The sequence below is a fragment of the Labilibaculum sp. DW002 genome (genome assembly GCF_029029525.1).
Taxonomy (GTDB): Bacteria; Bacteroidota; Bacteroidia; order Bacteroidales; family Marinifilaceae; genus Paralabilibaculum; species Paralabilibaculum antarcticum.
The window spans coordinates 705,061-724,522 of the sequence record NZ_JAKJSC010000001.1 but is presented as its reverse complement, the minus strand read 5'-3'; the positions used below and the strand labels follow the sequence as shown (position 1 = coordinate 724,522).

Annotated in this window: 14 protein-coding genes; all 14 read left to right on the top strand. The window is 34.3% G+C overall.

Features of this window, described 5'->3' with window-relative positions:
* Positions 1-76: 76 nt before the first annotated feature.
* The 14 genes from L3049_RS02815 to trxB all read left to right on the top strand — a co-directional run bounded on the left by L3049_RS02815 (position 77) and on the right by trxB (position 19,377).
* Complete coding sequence (locus tag L3049_RS02815; protein WP_275108264.1) at positions 77-3,214, top strand: SusC/RagA family TonB-linked outer membrane protein; 3,138 nt, start codon at positions 77-79, stop codon at positions 3,212-3,214.
* Positions 3,215-3,279: 65 nt separating this feature from the next.
* On the top strand, positions 3,280-4,728 hold the full coding sequence (locus L3049_RS02810) for a RagB/SusD family nutrient uptake outer membrane protein (RefSeq protein ID WP_275108263.1): 1,449 nt from the start codon (positions 3,280-3,282) through the stop codon (positions 4,726-4,728).
* Between the two features lie 116 nt (positions 4,729-4,844).
* A complete protein-coding gene (locus tag L3049_RS02805) occupies positions 4,845-5,999 on the top strand; it encodes a thioredoxin family protein (RefSeq protein ID WP_275108262.1) in 1,155 nt (384 codons plus the stop codon).
* A gap of 206 nt (positions 6,000-6,205) precedes the next feature.
* Positions 6,206-7,459: a thioredoxin family protein gene (locus L3049_RS02800; protein WP_275108261.1), complete on the top strand. Its 1,254-nt coding sequence runs from the start codon at positions 6,206-6,208 to the stop codon at positions 7,457-7,459.
* A gap of 37 nt (positions 7,460-7,496) precedes the next feature.
* The gene (locus tag L3049_RS02795; protein ID WP_275108260.1) at positions 7,497-8,633 is read left to right on the top strand and encodes a TlpA disulfide reductase family protein; all 1,137 of its coding nucleotides are present in this window, start codon (positions 7,497-7,499) and stop codon (positions 8,631-8,633) included.
* 206 nt (positions 8,634-8,839) lie between these two features.
* Positions 8,840-9,352, top strand: a complete 513-nt coding sequence (locus tag L3049_RS02790; protein WP_275108259.1) for an SRPBCC family protein — start codon at positions 8,840-8,842, stop codon at positions 9,350-9,352.
* Positions 9,353-9,653: 301 nt separating this feature from the next.
* Entirely contained in the window at positions 9,654-9,797 is a 144-nt protein-coding gene (locus L3049_RS02785; RefSeq protein ID WP_275108258.1) for a hypothetical protein, read from the top strand.
* A complete protein-coding gene (locus L3049_RS02780) occupies positions 9,797-10,042 on the top strand; it encodes a hypothetical protein (protein WP_275108257.1) in 246 nt (81 codons plus the stop codon). The genes L3049_RS02785 and L3049_RS02780 overlap by 1 nt, the downstream gene beginning before the upstream one ends.
* 142 nt (positions 10,043-10,184) lie before the next feature.
* On the top strand, positions 10,185-10,655 hold the full coding sequence (locus L3049_RS02775; RefSeq protein WP_275108256.1) for a protein-disulfide reductase DsbD domain-containing protein: 471 nt from the start codon (positions 10,185-10,187) through the stop codon (positions 10,653-10,655).
* A 219-nt stretch (positions 10,656-10,874) separates the two neighbouring features.
* Positions 10,875-11,279: a thioredoxin family protein gene (locus tag L3049_RS02770; RefSeq protein ID WP_275108255.1), complete on the top strand. Its 405-nt coding sequence runs from the start codon at positions 10,875-10,877 to the stop codon at positions 11,277-11,279.
* Between the two features lie 470 nt (positions 11,280-11,749).
* Complete coding sequence (locus tag L3049_RS02765) at positions 11,750-13,741, top strand: protein-disulfide reductase DsbD family protein (RefSeq protein WP_275108254.1); 1,992 nt, start codon at positions 11,750-11,752, stop codon at positions 13,739-13,741.
* A gap of 398 nt (positions 13,742-14,139) precedes the next feature.
* Positions 14,140-16,941 carry a M16 family metallopeptidase gene (locus L3049_RS02760; RefSeq protein ID WP_275108253.1) on the top strand — a complete coding sequence of 934 codons (2,802 nt, stop codon included), beginning with the start codon at positions 14,140-14,142 and terminating at the stop codon, positions 16,939-16,941.
* 176 nt (positions 16,942-17,117) lie between these two features.
* Positions 17,118-18,398 carry an L-cysteine desulfidase family protein gene (locus L3049_RS02755; RefSeq protein WP_275108252.1) on the top strand — a complete coding sequence of 427 codons (1,281 nt, stop codon included), beginning with the start codon at positions 17,118-17,120 and terminating at the stop codon, positions 18,396-18,398.
* Positions 18,399-18,423: 25 nt separating this feature from the next.
* Positions 18,424-19,377: a thioredoxin-disulfide reductase gene (gene trxB / locus L3049_RS02750; protein WP_275108251.1), complete on the top strand. Its 954-nt coding sequence runs from the start codon at positions 18,424-18,426 to the stop codon at positions 19,375-19,377.
* Positions 19,378-19,462: the final 85 nt, after the last annotated feature.

The following is a 19,462-nucleotide window of genomic DNA, read 5'->3' as shown; positions in this document are numbered from 1 at the left end:
AGGTAGTCTCCAAATATCAACTTCTCATCGAGAATCATCATTTGTTTTCAAATACCATGTAGTAAAATCCAATATAATGAATAAAATACTCTGTGTTATATTTTCTATTTTCCTGCTAACAACTACTTTGAGTACGCAGGCTCAAAGCGTAAAGGCTCAGGAATTAAAGAAGATTAAAATTACGGGCACGCTCAAATGCTCGGAAGATAATCATCCTGTTGTAGGAGCTACGGTTATCGTAAAAGGTACAACTAATGGTGTAGCGGCCGATTTTGATGGTAATTTTACCATTATTGCTAATAAAGGAGATTTCCTAATTGTCTCATCAATAGGATATCAATCCAAAGAAATTAATATTAACACGCAAACACATTACGACCTGAATCTTGAGCCTGACAGAATATCTCTTACAGAGGTTGCTGTTATAGGATATGGAACTCAGGAAAGACGTGATTTAACCGGAGCCGTAGCATCTGTAAATATTGAGCAGATAGATCAGGTAGCTTTAAGTGTTGATAATGCACTTGCTGGTCAAATTGCTGGTGTACAGGTTAATTCATCTAGCGGTACTCCTGGTAGTGCTACAGCTATTACCATTCGAGGTATCACTTCGCTTTCTGCAGATAATAATCCACTTTATATTATCGATGGTGTTCCTGTTTATGGTGTGGGAGCCGGTGCTTCAACCTCATTTCAATCAGGCTCTGTATCTGCAATTGCAATTGGTGGAAATTCTACTTCTGGATCAATTGGTGCGACTTCAGAATTTGAAAGAAATCCATTGGCTAGTTTAAATATGGATGATATTGAGTCAATTGAGGTTTTAAAGGATGCTTATGCTACTGCAATTTATGGATCGAGAGGAGCAGCTGGTGTTATCTTAATTACAACTAAAAAAGGTAAAAAAGGTTTACCAAAAGTAAATCTTAATATTTCAACTTCCATTGCAAACCCAATAGATGTTCCTGATGTATTGAGTGGGGATCAGTATGTAGGATTTTACAATGATTACTATAAGGAATATAGTAATGAGGATAATTTTTTTTCCAAAGGAGTAAATACCGATTGGTTTGATGCAGCAACTCGTACCGCCGTTACTAATAATATTACGGCAACAGTATCTGCAGGAACCGATAAGAGTACCTACTTCTTGTCTCTAGCTTATCTTGATCAGGATTCTTATGTGATTAATAACGATTTTAAACGTTATTCTGCTCGTATAAACTACGAATATAAATCAAGTGAGAAATTCAGATTCGGAAACAATATTACTCTTTCATATACAGATAATAATTCATTAAACTCGGGTAGTGTTTACCGTAATTCATTACTAGCATCTCCTAATACACGAATTAAAAATGAAAACGGGGATTATGAATTTGTTCAGAGTAATCGTGATCGATTTAACCCAATAGCTAAAGCAAGGGAAGATATTAATTTTGTAAAAGACAAAAGAGTTATTGGTAATGTTTACGCCGAGTATAAAGCTTTACCTTGGTTGACCTTAAAAACGGAAATAGGAATGGACTTAATGTCTTCAAAATCTTATAACCGAAATAAGGAATACAAAGGAATTGTTGGCGGCGAGGAAGTTCAAATAATTCAGGGAAGTGCCAGCCAGACAAATATTAATAATCTAAAACTGGTTATTAATAATACGGCCTCAGTTTATAAAGAGTTCGGAGATCATGTAATTAATGGAGTTATAGGACAAAGTTTTGAAACTTCAAAAGAAGACTATGTAAGAATTGCAGGTTCAGACTTTCCTTCGAATGATGTGTTAAGTATCGGATCGGCTAATGACTCTCGTGTAGATGGTGCTGTTTTAAGAGAGTGGGCAATGGTTTCTTTCTTTGGTCGTATTCAATACCGATTGAAAGATAAATATATGGCGGGGATAACTTACCGTATTGATGGTTCATCTCGATTTAATAAGAACGAAAGATATGTTGGTTTCCCTTCATTTTCGGCAGGTTGGAGAATTTCAAATGAAAACTTCATGGAGCGATATATGTGGCTTGATGATTTGAAACTACGTGCAAGTTTAGGTTTCTCAGGGATTTCAGGTTCTGGTGGCTATTATGGAAATCAAGGTCAGTATGTAGCAAGAGATTACGCTAAGCAATATGGTAATACAAATATCCTTGAAGTACAACAGGCCAGTAATCCTGATCTGAAATGGGAAAGAACCCATACCATTGATTTAGGCTTAGACATGTCTATGTTTAATTCAAGAGTTTCTCTAAGTTTGGATTATTACAATAAGAAAAGTGTAGACATGTTAATTGGTTCAAGCGTACCTTTATATTCAGGTTATTCAACGCAAACTCAGAATTTAGTTGATATGGAAAATAAGGGTATCGAGGTCTCATTAAACACTATAAATATTGACAAAGAGTTTAAATGGACTTCGAATATTAATTTTGCAAGAAATACCAATAAGATTACAAAATTAAACTTAGCTGGATATGTTGCAGGTGGAGCAGAAATCGGTTACGCCTATTATCAAGTTGGGAAGTCAGCAACGGCTTGGTTCTTGTACGATTGGCACAGTGTTGATCCATTAACGGGTAATCCATTGTGGCGTTATTCTGATGGTAGTATTTCTACAACACCTCCCGCTTCTGAAACGGGGAACGAAGCCTATGAGAATAAATTTGTGATGGGTGACAGGTTGCCTGAGTTTACTGGTGGATTCACGAATATATTCACATATAAGAATTTTGAATTGAATACACTTTTAAGCTTCTCATACGGTGGAAAAATTATGAACGGAACTCGCGCAGAGCTTTTAACATATACAGATAATAAAAATAGAAACCTAAGTACGGAGATACTTGATGAGTGGATTATTGCCGGACACAAAACTAAAATTCCTAAAAAGTATAATAAATCTACGCCAAGTAAAGTAGGTGGAGGAACGGATTATACCGTTAGTCGACAGTCTGACAGATTCCTGGAAGATGGATCATTTATACGATTGAAGAATATTTCATTATCTTATCGCTTTAATCCTGATAGAATCCGCAAACTGGGATTACAAAGTTTAGTTCTTTATGCTAAAGGGTCGAATTTAGTAACCTGGACAAACTATTCAGGTCCTGACCCGGAGGTTAGTGCTTTTGGTTCATCGGCGGCCTATGCAGGTAACGATGAATTGACAATACCACAGCAGAAAGCCATTCAAATTGGAGTTAAAATCGGCTTAAGGTAATATAAGAGAGTTTATTGTAATTATTCCAAATGTGATATTCGTATTTGGATACTAATTTCAAAACAATGAAAAAAAGAATAATTAATATATACAGTCTTGCCTTTCTAGCCATTATGGGTAGTTTATCGGCTTGCGACAAACAACTGGATCTGGCTCCTGAGGATACTACTGTTGAATCTGAAGTTTTTCAGACGGCAGCTTCTGCCGAATCAGCCTTGATGGATGTTTATAACAAAACCTATGAAGCTAACAAATCGACGGCATACTCAATAGGTGATGTTACGACTAGACTTATTGAAGTAACAAGTACATTTTCAATGGCATTGGTTTCTGGTAATCTTCTGACAGATGATTACACGCCAGAGAAAATATGGTCTGATACATATTCGGCTATAAACGTGGCAAATGTTATAATCAAGTCAGTTCCGGATTTAGGAACCTACAATGAGAATTTAGAAAGACAACATGTTGCCGAAGCTAAGTTTTTAAGAGCTTATAATTACTTTGTCATGTTAAGATTATATGGCGATGGTGCTTTGCAAGGTAAGATGGATGGTTTATGCTTGCCTTTACAGCTTAAGCCTTATGCAGGAACAGAATTTGTTTCTAATAATGCATTAACTCGCTCTACAAATAGTGAAGTTTACACTCAAATTATAAATGATTTAACTGAGGCATTGCCTGATTTAAATGATGAATATGATGATGATTTAGAAACAAGAGCACGTGCTACTAAAGGAAGTGTTCATGCTTTATTGTCAAGAGTTTATCTTTGCATGGGGAATTATCAGAAAGCAGCTGAAGAATCAGCATTTTTCGTTAATAATTCGACTTACAGATTAGCTTCAAACCTACGTTCTGTATTCCCAATGAGTGGGGGTGTAGACGTGGAGCTGGACGAAGAGTTTATTTATGCTATACCTTTAACTTATAATGGAGGTAATCATCAGTTTGGAACCCATTTTTACCCCTATTATTCAAAAACTCTTGGTTATGTTTCTGACGATTATTTAGGGAAATTTACAGAAACAGATCAACGAAAGTCGGAGTTAATCTGGAATGGCAATCCATTATCAAGTTACAATCCTGGAAAACCGACCACAAGTAAGTTTAATAATAATGATGGTCGTGATAATATTCCAATGATACGTCTGTCAGAAATGTATCTAACGCGAGCAGAAGCACTTGCCAATACCAGTGGAAAGGTTCAGGAAGCGGTTGATTTGTTGAATGCTATAGCCTCGCGTGCTGATGCAGCTTTTGTTGACTACACCTTATCAGATTTTACCACAGCAGATGATTTAATTGATCGTATTCTGCTAGAGCGTGAAAAGGAATTGGCTTTTGAAGGCATACACCGTTACGACATCATCCGCACAGGAAGAAAACTTCAGTTTAGAAATGAAGATGGAGTTTATGAAGACGTACCAGCTGATCGATATGTGCTGCCAATCCCAAAGAGAGAAATTGATATTACAAAAGGTAGCCTGGTTCAGAATCCTGGCTACTTGTAATCTCTAACTCAGTTTTCTTGATAAAAATTTAAGTTCTGTATTTGGAAAATACTATTCATGATTAATGACTAGTGTTTTTCAAATACAAATAGAATTCTACACTCAAAATTTCTCAGATGAAAATATTTATAACAAAGCTTGTTTTGTTATCTATCTTGACGATTGCTTGTTCTCTAGGACATGCAGAACTTCAGTTAGATAAAAATAATGATTCGGGTATTCAATTCGAACATGCCACATGGCAAGAGATACTTTTGAAGGCTAAAAATGAAAATAAGCTTATTTTTATCGATGCATACACTACCTGGTGTGGTCCTTGCAAAATGATGGCTAAAAATGTCTTTACTGATACAGATGTAGGTTCTCTTTTTAATCAGAATTTTGTGAATGTAAAGCTTGATATGGAAAAAGAACCTGGTTTGAGCTTAAAATCAAAATTGAATGTTACTGCATATCCAACTTTAATTTTTATTGATGCGAATGAAAATATTGAGCATAAAGCTGTAGGAGCATTAAATAAACTAGAATTTTTAAATTTTGCGAATACTACTTTAAAAGGTGAAGTGAATCTTTCGGATTACAATACAATATATGAAAGAGAAGGAGTATCAAGCTATGAATTCTTAGTAGACTATCTTAAGGTTCTTGAATCTGCTGGTGAAAAAACGAAGCTTAAGAGTGTTGCCGAGAAATACCTTAATGATTTGAATTCTGAGAAATTGCTAGAACAAAAGAATTGGGGTTTGCTAAATAAATATATCCATTCAATAGATAATAAGGCTTTTCAGTATTTATTAAAGCAGCGAGTAGAATTTGAAACTCAATTTGGAGCAAAAATAGTAGGAGAGAAAATCTACTATACATTTTTACGTCAAGGAAATCAGCTTTGTGATAAATTGGAGTCAGGAAAGTATCATTTAAATGCTAAACGGAAATCACAATTCGTTGCTGATTTGGAGAAATTCAATATTAAAGGAAGGGCACAGATATTGGCTTATTCAAATATTTCAACCGCAAGAACTCTTGAAAATTGGCAGAAGTTTGTTTCTGATGTATCAAAACACTTGGGAGATGGCTTAATTGATAAGGGAGTTATGTCCTTGTATAATTATGCATTACCAATCGATAGAGCAACCAATGATAAAAAGCTTCGAGCAGAGGCTGCTAAATGGTGTGATATGGGTTTGGAAACAGTTGATGTAGATGCAGGTTTTAAGAATGCATTTATGAAACTGAAGGAGAATTTACTTAAGGAATCAAATAAAATGTGATGTAAAGTAAATAATTAACATTTTTTAATTAGTGAACATTCAATTTTTATTGGTCATACTACTAAAGGTGCAAAGTCACGAGAACAAGAATCTATTAGGAATATTATTTTTTAACTAAATAATAATTGTCGATTCGGAACTTAATTTACAAAACAGATGGCAGTCTGTCTCGATATCGATAATTGAATACATATTAAAATATAGACATGAGGAATTTACTAAAAATGGGCTTATTAGCTCTATGTGCACTATTTATTTCAACATCAGTTCTGGCTCAGAACCGTTCTGTTGAGTTCGAACACTCAAAATGGTCTAAGGTTTTGAAGAAAGCTAAGAAAGAAAAAAAACTCATTTTTGTTGACTGTTACACATCGTGGTGTGGTCCATGTAAGATGATGGCTAGGGATGTGTTTACACAAGATCATGTGGCTGATTATTTCAATACCAATTTTGTGAATTTCAAAATTGATATGGAAAAAGGTGAGGGGCCAGAGCTAAAGCCAGGGTGGAAGATTAATGCTTATCCAACTTTTCTGGTTATTAATTCAGAGGGAGAAGTCGTACATCGTGTTGTTGGAGCTTACGGAGCTGATGAATTTATCGGTTATATGAAAGAAGCTCAGTCAGAAGATAAGAATTTTGCAGCCTTGCAAAAGGCATACAAAGCAGGTAAGCGCGATGGTGAATTCATGTTTTCTTATTTGAGATCGCTTCGTATGGCTAACCTTGGAAAAGAAGAAGCCAAAAAAGCGGATGCTTATATTTCAAGTCTTGAAAAAGAAGATTTGTTGAAGAAAGAAAACTGGAATATCGTTAAGTATTTCATGAAGAACCCTGCTACTGATGAATTTCGTTTTGTTGTGAAAAACAAGGGCAAGTTGGCAGAATTAGTAGGGGAAAAGGAAATTGAAATGAAAATCTACAATACTTACAACAAGAAAATTGAATCATATGCATATTTCTATCCTGGAAAAGGAAGAGTATATGACAAAGAAGGTTTTGATACGTTGATTGAGGATTTACAAAATTCTAATTTTTCAAAAGCTCAAGAATTAATCGCTGTTGCATTAAAAAATGAATATTCTCGTCAGAATGAATGGGATAAGTATGCATTTGTGGTTGATGCAGCTATGGACTTCGCATTGCTGAAGCAGTATGAGAATGAAATGAGATATTTTGACTCTGCAGCTTCTATGATTGCAAAGGCGTCAACCGATAAAGCTATGTTGCAAAGAGCGCTTCGTTGGGCAAGTTATGCATCAGAAAAAGAGGAAAGAGTTGAGCACAAGTCTGGTTATTTAGCTACTAAAGCGAATTTATTAGAATTGGTAGGAAATGCAGAGGATGCAAAAACGGCTAAAATTGAATCAGAAAAGGCTGATAAAGCCGCAGAAAAAGCGGGGACAAAAATAATTTCAATCCCTGCATTTAAGATGAGATCAATGAAAAAAGCCAAGTAATAATTTACTGATACGATGAACTTATAAAATTTAAATAATGAGAACAATAATAATTGCAGTTTTAAGCGTACTCCTTTTTTCTTGCGGGCAACAGCCTCAGAAAAATTCAATAACAATTAAGGGAAATGTAAAATTTCCAGATACCAACTTTAAAATGACAATTGTAAAACGTGATGGTTTTGATAAAACCATTATCGATTCTACTCAGGTTGATAAAGATGGTAATTACTCGTTTACAATGAATACCGATAAGCCAGGAGTATATACTTTGGATTGTCAGAAATGGCAATCGGTACAGATTTGGGCTGAGGATGAGGATTTAGAAATTGATTTTAGAGGTCAAGACACGGCAAAAATCAAAATCAAAAATCCTCCATATGTTTACATTAAGGGAGGAGAGAATAATGAAGTAATGAATTTATTAGCATACAATTATCATCGTAATTATCAGAATATGATTGTTGCTGGGAAAGAGATTTATGCAGCATCATTATCCGATAGTAAGGACTGGAAAGATTATGCAAATGGACGTTACAATGAGATTTACGATGATTTGGATGCAAGAACGCGTTATATAGCCGAACACTATGCCGATCGTAATTCAATTATTTCTATGTTGGGCTCTTTAAGAAAAGATAGCGATAAACCTTTGCTCGAGAAGATTATTAAAACATTAGAAGCGAAGAACCCTAACTACCAACCTTTGTTAGATTATAAGGAAGCAACTGCTAAGGCTAAGGCTCAAAAGGAAAGATTAGCCATTGGAAAAGAAGCACCGATTTTTGAATTCCCAACAGTTGATGGAAAAATGGTTAACCTTAAGGATTTTAGAGGGAAGTATTTAGTTGTCGATTTTTGGGCATCGTGGTGTGGTCCTTGTCGTAAAGAAATTCCTCACCTTAAGGAGTTGTATGAAGTGTATAAAGATAAAGATGTTGAATTTTTAAGTGTTTCTATTGATAAGAGTAAGAATGCCTGGAAAAAAGCCATGCGTCAGGAAGATATGCACTGGCCACAAATTCAAGCTCCGGGATCAGGAAAAGATATCATGAAAGAATATCAGTTTTCGGGAATTCCTTACATTATTCTTTTGGATAAAGAAGGTAAAATTGTTGGTAAGAACTTACGAGGAGAAAAAATGTCTGAGACATTAAAGAAAATTTTTGAGAAGTAAAATCATCTAGTAAGTGCCATTGAAATGTATATTCTTATGTAAGAAGACAAATTTCGATGCTTTAGATTAGTTTTTAGAATTGGAGTCCCAGTCACTTTTTTAGTGATTGGGATTTTTTTGAAAAAAAGATCAAATGCTTTTAGTGAAAGTAAGGAGCAAGTTGGTCTTTAAATTAGATAATCACAAAGAATATAAATATGTATAAAATGAGAAAATACTTTTTATTACTACTAATTATTGTCGCCAGCACTATTGTTACAAGGGCACAAACCATGACGGCAGCAACGAAAATTCCACCAACAATGTCAAGGGAAGCCGTTGTTAATGCAACAGCAGATGAAGTTTGGAAAGTTATTTCGGTTTTGGATAAAGTAAATGAGTACAATTCTGAATTAGTAAAATCAGTAGAAAAAGAAGGCGATGGATATGAAGCATATCGCTTGTGCAAGATGAGTGATGGAACAGAAAGAGGTGAAGAAATTACTATTTTTGCAAAGGCTACTAAAGACATTTGTTTTAGGTCGGAAGATTCGCAATATCCTGTAGAATATTTTGTTGTAAACTATCATATAAAACCTTCAGGAAAAGAAAAGTGTAAGGTAACTCTAGAAGCTTATTTTAAAGTTAATAATGGAGCTGCTAAAACAAAAACTTTCAAGGCAATTGGTAAGGAATTATCAATAACACTAAAGGGAATTCAAAATTATTTTAACAATTAGTTTCTTGGGTTTTCAAACTTGTTCCGATTAAAGTAGGCAATGTATAATGAGTTTGAATTTACTTTCTCTAATTAGAATACTTAAAAAATTCACTAACTAAATCACGTAAAACACAATTGTTAATAGTGAATGTAATAAAAAAGCTACCTGTAATGGTAGCTTTTTTATTTCTATTTTTCATTAGCGGTAGGGTAATGTAAGCAAGGGTGCACTAAATGTGAAAAAAATATTTAGTAAAGGTTTTCATCCTATATCGATAGTTGCTTGTCTATATATAAACGCTAACTACAAAACTGTAAGTATGAAAAAATTATTAATTGTGTTTTGCATGTTCATTAGTTCTGTACTGATGGCGCAAGAAGAGAAAAGAGAGTACACAAAATTGAAAGTTTACCTTGATTGTACTTTTTGTGATATGACATTTTTGATTCAGGAAATAATTTGATGCTAGATGAAACATCTCTTTATGCTTTTGATTTTAGTTTAGGTTGTAGTATTCGATTGTTAAAAGGATTGAATATGAATCTTAGAGGCAATTATCAAATTACACGAAATCAAATAAACATTGCAGGAGGAGATGTGTCGCAGGATGAATTGCTATTGCGCCAGAAACAAGTACAATCTGGCTATAATTACTATACAACAATTGGTTTTAGTACTCATTTGGATCCATGTTTAACACGGTTGTAAATCCACGATTTGGATTTTAACTTTCTTTAATACTTTTTCTTGCTTTTTGGTTCACCCTTTTATGATCTTTAGCTGTCTTTAATGCAGAATATAGAGGATTAATAAGCATAAGAAATCAATAAAAAAACTAAAATTAAAAGATATGAATAAGAAAATTACGATTGTAGCATTATTGCTAATGATGATAAGCAGTGTTTCATTTGGACAAATTTTAACACCTGCGAAATGGACTTCATCATTATCTAAGAAAGAAATTAAGGTAGGAGATGAAATCGAAATTATTTTTAAAGCAACAATTGATAAAAGCTGGCATTTGTACTCTAACGATTTTGATGCAGATTTAGGCCCAATATTAATTACTTTCGATTTTGAAGATGATGTAAGTTATGAGCGCATTGGAAAGGTTAAACCAATGAATGCAAAGAAACATTTCGATAAAATTTGGGATGGTGAAGTAAGTTATTTTGAGAACACAGCTGAAATGCGCCAAAAAATAAAAGTAAAGAGTTTACCATTACAAATCGAAGGAACTTTCGATTTCCAGACCTGTTCGGATGAAAGCGGACAATGTGTAATGGGAGATGATGAATTTGAGTTCACTTATTCTAATTAGTGAATTATTGTCTTCGGATATAATATTTTAAAAGTACGCAAAAGGTCATCTTCACGATGGCCTTTTTTTATTATAAAGATTTTGTTTAAAACAAAAGATAACAGTTTTTTAACAAAAATCCGTAAAATCATCTAGTGTGCAAAGAAGGTAAATAATACTTTAATTATTATCTTTAGCCGTCTTAAAAATAACAATATTCTAACCAAAGAAAATAATAATATGAAGAAGTTAAAATTAGTACTGTTTGTAGGAATAATGTTGATGTTTCTTTCGTCAACAGTTAAAGCCCAGGGAATAGAGTTTTTTCATGGAACATTTGCTGAAGCACAAGTAGAGGCACAGAAAGAAGGTAAGCAAATATTTATGGATTTTTATACATCATGGTGTGGACCGTGTAAGATGATGGCAAAAAAGTATTTTACTTTGGAAACTGTAGGTAAGAAGTTCAATAAGAAGTTTATCTGTTTAAAAATTGATGCTGAAAAAGGAGAAGGACCTACTTTGGCTAAGAAATATGGTGTAAGAGCTTATCCTACACTTGTTTTTACAGATTCTTCTGGTAAAGAATTGAAGAAAGTAATGGGAATGAAAACAGGAGATCAATTACTAGAATTAGCAAAATAAGTAGTGTTAAAAATATAAGTTTAAATCCCTTGGCTATTTATCGCTAAGGGATTTATTTTTTGACTCTAGCCTTACCTTATTATTGAATTTTTAATCTGATGTATTCTAAACTTGTCAAATTTTAAATGCGTTTTATTACTAATAATTTAAAAATATATACTTTTTTCTACAAGTATAATTTTTATCTAATCTAGATTGAAAGAAAAAATGATTCGTATAGATTATCAGGATATTTAGCGAGCTACAATTTAATAAAATAAAAAAACGAAAGATAAATTGAAATCTTGTAAAGTGCTAAGGGTTAATAAATCTTAACAAAATTTTAAGAATTACTTTCACCCTATTTGCGATTTTGGTTGTCTTTAGAGTAACAAGCAGGAAAAAACAGAACAAATAAATAAACTAAATCAACTCAATTCTCTTGAATTCTATTTTTGTAAGAAGAATTTAAAGTACTAAAAGATTAAAAAATGAAATTGAAATTTACGATTCTGGCCATTTTAATGGTAATGATTAGCGGGGTTTCATTTGGACAAATCTTAACACCTTCTAAGTGGAAAGTTGAATTGTCGAAGCAAGAGATTAAAGTGGGGGATGTAATTGATGTTGTTTTTAAAGCAAAGATTGATAAGACATGGCATGTATTTTCGAATGACTTCGATCCGGAATTAGGTCCTATTCTAGCGACTTTTAATTTTGAAAAAAATGATTCTTACGAATTAGTTGGTAAAGTAACACCAATTAAACCTCATAAACATTACGACGAAGTTTGGGAAGGTGAAGTAAGCTACTTTGAGAAGAAAGCTGAATTGCGTCAAACCATTAAGGTAAAGAGTTTGCCTTTAAAAGTGGAAGGTACTTTCGATTTTCAGTCTTGTTCCGATGTAAGTGGGCAATGTGTGATGGGAGACGATGAATTTGATTTGCAAGTTAAAGGTGGAGCTGCTAAGCTAGCACAAGAGACAAAAGCAAAAACTTCTGCTCCAGCAAAAGATACTAAAGGACTTTGGAGCGTGTTTATTTTTGCTTTTTTAGGAGGTTTAGCTGCTATTTTTACACCATGTGTATTCCCAATGATTCCAATGACAGTGAGTTATTTTATGCATTCAGGTGGGGGTAATAAAGCAAAAGGTAGAATGAATGCATTCTTCTATGGTTTTTCTATTATTGCTATTTATACCGTTGTAGGAACAATTCTGGCAGTTGTAATGGGACCAGATTTTGCAAACTTCCTAAGTACGCATTGGGTTCCAAATATTTTATTCTTTATCATTTTCGTTGTCTTTGCATTTTCTTTCTTTGGTATGTTCGAAATGACAATGCCGAGTTGGATGGTAAATAAATCTGTTGCAAACGAAGATAAAGGTGGTTTCATGGGTTCATTCTTTATGGCCTTTACTTTAGTGCTTGTGTCATTTTCATGTACAGGACCAATTGTAGGAACTATTTTGGTTGCTTCAGCTGGAGGAGAAGTTCTTATGCCAATTATTGGTATGTTGGGATTCTCATTAGCATTTGCACTTCCATTTACATTGTTTGCAATTTTCCCGGGATGGTTGAATAATATGCCTAAGTCTGGTGGATGGTTGAACTCAGTGAAAGTTGTATTAGGATTCTTAGAATTAGCTTTAGGATTGAAATTCTTAAGTGTAGCAGATCAGACTTACCATTGGGGAATTCTAGATAGAGAAGTTTACTTAGCGATTTGGATTGTGATCTTTACATTATTAGGTTTCTACTTATTAGGGAAATTAATGTTCTCTCACGATAGCCCTCTTAAGAGTATTAGTGTTCCAAGATTAATGTTGGCAATTGCTTCATTCTCTTTTGTGGTGTATATGATCCCGGGTATGTTTGGTGCTCCATTAAAAATGTTATCAGGTTTTACACCTCCAAAATCAGGTTTAGATTTTGATCTACCAACAATGATTGTTGAAAATGCAGGTTCAGGTGGTGTTAAGCATGAAAAAATTAGTGGAAAATACAGTGATTTCCTTCATTTACCTCCAGGGTTTCAAGGATACTTCGATATGGATGAAGCTATAGCAGCTTCTAAAGCTCAGAATAAGCCTGTGTTTGTTGACTTTACTGGACACGGTTGTGTAAACTGTCGTGAAATGGAATCGAATGTTTGGTCTCACCCTGAAGTAGCAAAGAGATTGAAGAATGAATATATTATCGTAGCAATGTATGTTGATGATAAAACGAAGCTACCTAAGGAGGAGTGGATTGTATCGAACTACGATGGTAAGAAAAAGAAGACTTTAGGTAAGATAAATGCAAATTACCAGATTGAAAGGTATAATGTAAATGCACAGCCATATTATGTGCTTTTAGATAAGGAAGGTAAGGATTTGGTTCAGCCAACAGCATACGATCTTAACGTAGATAATTTTATTAAATTCCTTGATGAGGGAATAAAGAATTTTAAGGATAAGAAAACGGCTCAAGTAATTAAATAATCACTTGTAGCTCATATAATACGATTGAATTTGAGTTCAATATTAGTTTGTGTAATTAGTTAGTGAGTTTTCATTTTTTTTAAATGAAAACATGCTTAGTAGGATGTTTATAGATGGCAGGGCCGGCAATCCCTGTCATTTAAACATTGCCAAACGAATTGAAACTTATAAAATATAACAACAACAAACATTAGTTAGTGGTGAAAGAGCAGGGAGATAAAAGAATTTACCCCATATCTGATCTAATATTTACCCTGCTCTTTTTAAGAAATTTGAATGCTATTAAACCAACATCTTTTGTAATTTCATATCAAATAATTTTATAGAAGATGCTTGTTCTGGAACTCTCAAGTACTCTCAATATCAATTGAGTAATACTTATTAATAAAATAAAACGTATGAAGAAAATTTTATCAGTACTCTTCGTGAGTATTTTTTTATTCTCAGCTTTGTTTTCAAAAGCTCAGAATTCAACTACAATTCCTTTGAATTCGAAGGTGAAGCATGGTAAGTTATCTAACGGAATGACTTATTATATCATGCACAATGAGGAACCTAAGGATAGAGCAAGTTTTTACTTTGTTCAGAATGTAGGTGCTATTCTTGAAGATGATGCTCAAAATGGTTTGGCTCACTTCTTGGAGCATATGGCTTTTAATGGCCTTAAGAACTTTCCAGGTAAAAACATGCTTGATTACTTAGAGAAGAATGGTATTCTTTTTGGTCGTGATATGAATGCATACACAGCTCAGGACGAAACTGTTTATAATATCAGTAATATTCCAACGGCAAGTGAAAATTTGTTAGATTCTACTTTGTTGGTTTTACATGATTGGTCTGGTGGTTTACTATTAGAAGGAAAAGAAATTGAATCGGAGCGAGGTGTCATTCATGAAGAATGGAGAACACGCCGTAATTCAAGATTTAGATTGAATGGTAAAACGAGTCCTGTAATGTATAATCATTCAAAATATGCTGAGCGTGATGTTATTGGATCTTTAGATGTGATCGATAATTTTGAGCATTCTGCACTTCGTGACTACTACAAGAAATGGTACCGTCCGGACCTTCAGGCTGTGGTTATCGTAGGTGATATTGATGCTGAGAAAATGGAAGCTAAAGTAAAAGAACTTTTCTCTAAAATTCCAATGCCTAAGAATGCTGCAGAACGTACGTATACGCAAATTGAAGATTCTAAGGAACTAGAGTATATTGTTGCTAAGGATAAGGAAGCGCAGCGCATGAATATCATGTGGTTATTCCGTCGTGATTTAGATGCAGTTAAAACTGAATCAACAGAGAGAAAAGCTATGATTAAGAGCATGGCTCAGCAAATGCTTAAGTCTCGTATCTCAGAAAAAACGAAGAAATTAGAATGTTCTTCAGTAGGTATGGAGTTTGGTGGTTTCGATATGGCTCGTACAAAAGGTGCTGATTATATCTATGTAGCACCTAAGCAGGGTAAGGAATTGGATGCTTTTGCTGAAGTTTTAACGGAGCTTGAGCGTGTTAAGCGTCATGGTTTTACAACTTCGGAGCTTAGCAGAACTAAAAAGCAAGTTGGAAGATCATATGAATCTTACTATGCTAACCGTGCAAAAATTAGTAATGATTCATGGGCTAAGCAACTAGGTGATTTATACTTAAAAGCAAAGTCATTTCCTTCTATCGAGTGGGAGATGCAATTTGCAGGAAAAACGATTCCTTCTATTACATTAGATGAGGTTAACGCATTTGTTAAGACATATTCAAATGAAGCAAATTCAGCTTTGATTCTTACAGGTCCTGATAATGCAACTCAAGTTTATCCAACAAAAGAAGACTTACTTGCTGTTGCAGCTAAAGTGAAATCTTCTAATGTAGAAGCTTATAAAGAAGAAGGTAGTGACAAGCCACTTGTTTCAACTAAATTGAATCCAGCTAAGATCATAAGTAATTTCGAAGTTGAAGGAACTGATGCTAAAGGTTATGTTCTTGAAAATGGAGCTAAGGTAGTTGTACTTTCAACTGAGCTAAGCAAGGATAATATTTCTATGTCTTCATTTAGTTTTGGTGGAACATCTTTATTAGATACTAAAGATCTTGCTTCTGCTGATATGGCAACCGGTATTGTTGGTATGTCTGGTGTTGGTGAATTTAATGCAACAAATTTGAAGAAGAAGTTAGCTGGTAAGATTGTTGGTTTGCAGGCAAATTTAGGTGGATTAACTGAAGGTTTTTCTGGTTCAGCATCTCCTCAGGATTTTGAGACTTTAATGCAACTGTTATACTTAAACTTTGAAGCACCACGTTTCGAGAAGGCTCCATTTGATGCTCAAATGGCACGTATTAATAACTACTTAGCGAATATAGGTGTTGATAATAAGAAAGCACTTAAGGATACTATTTCTTTAGCTAGTACAAATTATTCTCCTCGTACATTATTGTTTGGTGAAGAGTTTGTGAAGAATATTGATTTCAACAGAGCTTCTGAAATTTATAAAGAGCGTTTCTCTGATGCCAGCGACTTTACTTTCATTTTTGTTGGTAATATCGACGAAAAAAAGCACTTGCCAATGATTCAGAAGTATATTGGTAACATAAGCTCTTCAAACAGAAAAGAATCATTTGTAGATCATAAAGTAGGTCCTGCTAAGGGAAAAACAAGTAAGATTTTCGATCGTAAGATGGCTGTGCCAAAAACAACAGTATCATATGCTGTAAGTGGAGATTTAGATTATAATCTTAAGAACAGATTGATGCTTAATGTGGTTGGTCAACTTCTATCTAAACGTTATATGACTACTATTCGTGAAGAAGAAGGTGGTTCTTATGGTGTTGGTTGTAGCCCTTCATCTTCAAAATTACCAAATCCTGAATTCTCAATAAATATCAATTTCGATTGTGATCCTGCTAAGCGTGATCGTTTGGTTGAGATTGTTGAAGAAGAGATTGTAAGAATTCAGAAAGAGGCTTGTAATGCAGCTGACCTTGTTGAGATTAAGAATAATTTCATCAAAGGTAGAGAAGAAGCTGAATTACAGAATTCATTCTGGATGGGTGCAATTCAAAAGAACTTGATGTTAGGTTCTGAATTCACATCTAAAGAAGATTACAAAAAAATGGTTGAAAATATCAATGCAAAAGCGATTAAGAAATTTGCAAAAGGCTTATTGAAAAATGTGAATACTGTTGAAGTAATCATGAATCCATTAAAATAATATAACAAAATCATTAGTCTGTTTTGATTTAGTTTTTAGGACCGGTTGGTTGCAGTAGGCTAGCCGGTCTGCTCTTTTATCTAAATACTATTAACCAACCACAACAACCACAACAACAAACAAACAAACATAAACCTAAAGAGAAAGCATTTCCTTGTTTTCTCTAAAAAATGATAATGAAAGAAGTTTACTTACAAAAGTTAAAGAAAGAGTTTGTGCCGGCCGCTGGCTGTACAGAACCTGCATCAATTGCCTTGGCTGCTGCTAAAGCAAGTGAAACATTAAATGCTGTACCTGAAAGAGTAGAAATGAAGGTAAGTGGGAATGTTTTTAAAAATGTGATGGGAGTAGGAATCCCTGGTTCCAACTTGGTGGGATTACCAATTTCAGTTGCTTTGGGAGCTTTAGGAGGTGATCCAAAAGCAGGACTCGAGGTTCTTGATGGTATCAATGACGATATTCTTGAATTAGCAAAAATATTTGTAGACAATGGATCTGTAAGTGTTGATGTTAAGCCAGCAGTAGCAAAATTATATATCGAGTGTATTTGTTATAAAGGGGAGAATGCAGGACGCGTAATTATTCAAGATCGCCATACGAATGTGATTATGGCTGAGCGTAATGGTAACATTCTTTATCAGAATGTTCCTGAAACTACCAAAGGGAATGCTAAAATTCTTGACGGGTGGAATTTTGAAAGTATTTATGATTTTGTAAATACAGTAGATGTTGCAGATATTATATTTATTGAGAAAGGAATTAGTCTTAATAAATCGATTGCCGAAGAAGGTTTGAGAGGTAATTATGGCTTACAGGTAGGTAAATCAATGCTATTAAACATTAAGAAAGGCTTATTGTCGAAAGATTTAATGAATCGTTCAATCATGTTAACTGCAGCAGCATCGGATGCACGTATGGCCGGATGTTCAATGCCAGTTATGTCTAACTGCGGAAGTGGAAATCAGGGAATGAGTTTGACTCTTCCTATTATGGTTGCTGCGGAAAAACTAAAAATTGATGAAGAGATAAAACTAAGAGCTTTGGCTTTAGGCCTATTGGTTTCAATTCATATGAAAACTTTTGTTGGACAATTATCTGCTCTTTGTGGTGTTTTATTGTCAGGTGCTGGCGCTGCTTGTGGTATTACTTATATGTTGGGTGGAAACATGCAGCATTTAAATTCTACATTAAAGAATATGACTGGTAGTGTAACAGGAATGATTTGTGATGGTGCAAACTCCTCTTGTGCTCAGAAAATATCTGCAAGTGTAGGTGCTGGTATTCAATCATCATTACTAGCAATAAACCACAATTGTTTAAATGGCATGAATGGAATTATTGATGATGATGTAGAGCTTACCATTAGAAATATTGGTCGTTTAGCAAATGAAGGTATGGAAGTTACCGATGAGGTAATTTTGAAAACCATGTTAGAGAAGATGAAAAAAGTATCCTAAGTAAAAAGGTTCAAGATAGATTAATATGGAAAGTACAGAAAAGATTGAAAAAGTAAAATGTTTAATCGTTGGATCAGGTCCTGCTGGATATACAGCAGCCATCTACGCTGCTCGTGCTAACCTTAGCCCGGTAGTTATTGAAGGTTTGCAACCTGGTGGACAGCTAACAACAACAACTGAAATTGATAACTTCCCAGGATACGCTGAAGGTATAACTGGAACTGAAATGATGGCTGATCTTAAGAAGCAAGCTGAGCGTTTTGGTACAGATTGCCGTTGGGGACTTGTAACTGATGTGAATTTGAACGAAAGACCATTTAAGTTGAAAGTAGATGGTAATAAGGATATTGAAGCAGAATCTGTAATTATTGCGACAGGAGCTACTGCCAAATACCTTGGTTTAGAAAGTGAAGAGAAATACAGAGGTTCAGGAGTTTCTGCATGTGCAACTTGTGACGGTTTCTTTTACCGTGGTAAAGATGTTGCTGTTGTAGGTGGTGGAGACACTGCTGCTGAGGAAGCAACATACTTAGCTGGCCTTTGTAATAAAGTATACTTAATTGTTCGTAAGCCTTTCTTACGTGCTTCTAAAGCTATGCAAGATCGCGTATTTAACACAAAAAATATCGAAGTTTTATTCGAGCACAATACAAAGGAATTAACTGGAGATAATGGAGTTGAAGGCTGTACTTTAATTAAGAATGCTGGTTCTCCATTAGAAGAAGAAGTAAAGATTGCTATCGATGGTTTTTTCTTGGCTATTGGTCATCATCCTAATTCAGATGTATTTAATAAATATGTTGATACTGATGATGAAGGTTACATTATAACCCAAGCTGGTACTCCCATGACTAATGTTAAAGGTGTTTTTGCTTGTGGTGATGTTCAGGATCCAAACTATAGACAAGCAATTACGTCTGCAGCATCAGGATGTCAAGCAGCTATTGAGGCAGAACGATTTTTAGCTGAACTGAATTAATCATACTACATGATTCTGTTAGGATACCATAAAATAGGAATACAATGAAGGAAACTCATCAAATGATTTATTTGATGAGTTTTTT